Origin of the sequence: Acidisphaera rubrifaciens HS-AP3 (genome assembly GCF_000964365.1) — a bacterium.
Taxonomy (GTDB): Bacteria; Pseudomonadota; Alphaproteobacteria; order Acetobacterales; family Acetobacteraceae; genus Acidisphaera; species Acidisphaera rubrifaciens.
Map to the genome: position 1 here is coordinate 1 of NZ_BANB01000235.1, position 3,149 is coordinate 3,149.

General features: G+C 71.8%; 4 protein-coding genes. All 4 read left to right on the forward strand.

Annotation, left to right across the window (positions count from 1 at the left end; all coding sequences use genetic code 11):
- The coding region (locus tag B8460_RS08090) for an acyl-CoA dehydrogenase family protein (RefSeq protein WP_048861081.1) at positions 1 to 607 on the forward strand (607 nt) is incomplete at its 5' end.
- Positions 600 to 1,382, forward strand: coding sequence for an enoyl-CoA hydratase/isomerase family protein (locus B8460_RS08095; RefSeq protein WP_241771146.1), 783 nt, complete (start codon positions 600 to 602; stop codon positions 1,380 to 1,382). The genes B8460_RS08090 and B8460_RS08095, both read left to right, overlap by 8 nt.
- 3 nt (positions 1,383 to 1,385) lie before the next feature.
- Positions 1,386 to 2,540 carry an acyl-CoA dehydrogenase family protein gene (locus B8460_RS08100; RefSeq protein WP_084623328.1) on the forward strand — a complete coding sequence of 385 codons (1,155 nt, stop codon included), beginning with the start codon at positions 1,386 to 1,388 and terminating at the stop codon, positions 2,538 to 2,540.
- Positions 2,541 to 2,658: 118 nt separating this feature from the next.
- Positions 2,659 to 3,149 (forward strand): hypothetical protein (locus B8460_RS23605; RefSeq protein ID WP_048861083.1); only part of this gene is annotated, 491 nt, incomplete at its 3' end.

Sequence of the window (3,149 nt, forward strand, 5' to 3'; positions counted from 1 at the left end):
GGCGCGCGGCGGTATCGCCCTGGTCGCGGCGGACGCGCCGGGCGTGACGCTGGAGCTGGCGCAGACCCAGGACGGCGGCCATTTCGGCACCCTGACCTTCGACGACGCGCCGGCCGAGGCGATCGGCGGCGACGACGCCCTGGCGCGGGCCGAGGCGGCGCGCGAGGACGCGACGCTCGCGACCGCCGCCTATCTGCTGGGCCTCGCGGCGCGGGCCTTCGCGCTGACCCTCGATTACATGAAGACGCGCCGGCAGTTCGGCCACCCGATCGGCAGCTATCAGGCGCTGCAGCACCGCGCCGTCGACCTGCAGGTGCAGCTCGCCCTGACCCGCGCGAGCGTGGAGGCCGCCGCCCGCACCCTCGACACGACGGACGCGCCCGATGCGCGCCGCGCCGCCGTCTCCCGCGCCAAGGCCCGCGCCTCGGACGCGGCGATGCTGGTCACGCGCGAGGCGATCCAGCTGCACGGCGGCATCGCCTACACCGACGAGTACGACGCCGGGCTTTTCCTGCGCAAGGCGATGGTCGTGGCGCCGTTGTTCGGCGGTGCGGCCCTGCACCGTGCCCGCTATGCGACCACCGAACCGGAGGGCGACGATGGATGACATGACCCACACCGCCGACATGCTCCTCGAGACGCGGCACGGCGCCGTCGCCGTGCTGACGATGAACTACCCGCAGCGCCGCAACGCCTTCGCCATCCCGATGCGCGCCGCCTTCATCGACGCGCTCGACCGCATCGAAGGCGATCCCTCGGTGCGCGCCATCGTGCTGACCGGTGCGGCCGGCATGTTCAGCTCCGGCGGCGACATCAGCGGCATGGGCCGCAAGACCGTGGCCGAGGGCCGCGAGCGGTTCCGCCAGTCGCACCGCGTCATCCGCCTGCTGCTGCAATCGAGCAAGCCGATCATCGCCGCGATCGAGGGCTGGGCGGCGGGCGCCGGCCTGTCGCTCGCCTGCTGCTGCGACACCGTGATCGCGGCCGAGGACGCGCAGTTCCTGTGCAGCTTCAACAAGGTCGGGCTGCTGCCCGATCTCGGCCTGCTGCACACCCTGCCCGCGCGCGTCGGCATGGGCCATGCGCGGCAGATCATGCTGTACGGCGAGACGTTCGGCGCGGCGCGCGCGCACGAAATCGGCCTTGTCGATCACATCGTCGCCAAGGGCGCGACGCTGGAAGCGGCGATGGAACGCGCGCAGCGCTTCGCCGACATGGCACCGCTGCCGATCGCGATGCTGCGCCGCTATCTGGCACAGGGGATCGAGCCGGCGCTCGACCTCGAACGCGACCTGCAGCTGTCGCTGTTCCAGTCCGACGACCATGCCGAGGGCGCGGCGGCCTTCATGGAAAAGCGCCGCCCCGCCTTCAAGGGACGCTGAGCGGTGGACGCCGAACTCGACCTGCTGGACAGGCTCGACGACGACGCCTTCCGGCTGCATGTCCGCCACTGGATCGAGGCGAACTATCCGCCCGAGCTGCGCAACCCGCCCAAGCGCCTGCACTGGCGCGACAACAAGGCGTGGTATTTCAAGCTCGCCGAAAAGGGCTGGCTCGCCCCCGGCTGGCCGCGCGAACACGGCGGCATGGGCCTGTCGGCCGCGCGGCAGATCATCATGACCGAGGAGCTGGAGCGGCACGGCTGCGCGCGCACCAACGACCACGGCATCGTCATGGTCGGCCCGCTGCTGATCCGCTACGGCACCGACGAACAGAAGCGCCACTTCCTGCCGAAGATCCTCACCGGCGAGCACATCTGGTGCCAGGGCTACAGCGAGCCCAACGCCGGATCGGACCTCGCGAGCCTGCGGACCGAGGCGGTGCGCGACGGCGACGAATGGGTGATCAACGGCCAGAAGACCTGGACCACCCTGGCACAGGACGCCAACTGGATCTTCGTCCTCGTCCGCACCGACAAGACGGCGAAGAAGCAGGAGGGCATCAGCTTCCTGCTGGTGCCGCTCGACACGCCCGGCGTGACGGTGCGGCCGATCATCAACCTCGAAATGCACGACGAGTTCTGCGAGACGTTCTTCGACAACGTCCGCGTCCCCGCCGGCAACCTCGTGGGCGAGGTGAACAAGGGCTGGACGATGGCCAAGGCGCTGCTCGGTTTCGAGCGCATCTTCATCGGCTCGCCGAAGCAGTCGTCCTATGCCCTCGCGCGGCTGCGCATGCTGGCCGAGCGCATGGGCGTGGCCGACGACCCCGCGTATCAGGACCGCTATCAGCGCCTGCGCCTCGACCTCGCGGACCATCGCGCGCTCTATGAACACTATGTCGAGAAGCTGCGGCGCGGCGAGATGCTGGGCGCCGACGTCTCGATGCTGAAGCTGTGGCAGACGGAACTGTATCAGCGCATCAGCCAGACCATGCTCGACATCGCGGCGGAGAACGGCGGCCTGCTCGACCCGATGGAGGGCAACCGCGAACTGCACCCCGCCGGCGTGTTCATCCAGGCGCGGCCGACCACGATCTACGGCGGCTCGAACGAGATCCAGCGCAACATCCTCGCCAAGGCCGTCCTCGGCCTGCCGTAGCGCGACCGCCGGCCGGCGATACGTCAGAACCGGTCGTATCGCGCCCCGCCGGCGGCGCTGATCCCCTTGCCGCGACCCGCGCCCGGCGCCTTCTTCCCCCGCGGGGAGCAAGGCGGCGATGGCAGCGGATTTGGCGGCGCCCCGGCGGATCGCCGGGGGCACGATCGGGACGATCATCGGGGCGCTCATCGCCGCCGCCCTCGCGGCGCCGCGCCCCGCCCTCGCCCAGCCCGCCGCCGCCCCCGGCTCCGCGATCCCCGGCCCAGCCATGCCGAGCCTCGGCACCCAAGCCCTCGACCCCGACCGGGCCGATGCCTTCGCCGCCGGTGCCGCCGACCGCCGGCACTGGGAGGACTGGTTCGGGACGCAGACCGGCGAGGCGCGGGCCGGCGCCCGGTGGTGGAGCGCGGAGCGCAGCCACCCCCATCCCGCCGCCTGCGCGGGCAGCGCGGACTTCGTCGCCGGCTGCCATGACGCGCAGACGATCCTGACGCCGTCGGACCGGCGGCGCCTGTCCGATCCCGACTACCGGCGCGGCTGGAACAGCGTGCCCGCGCCGCCCGACCCCGACCGGCTCGCGCCGCGCGCCGATCCCGCCGCGTGGCAGGA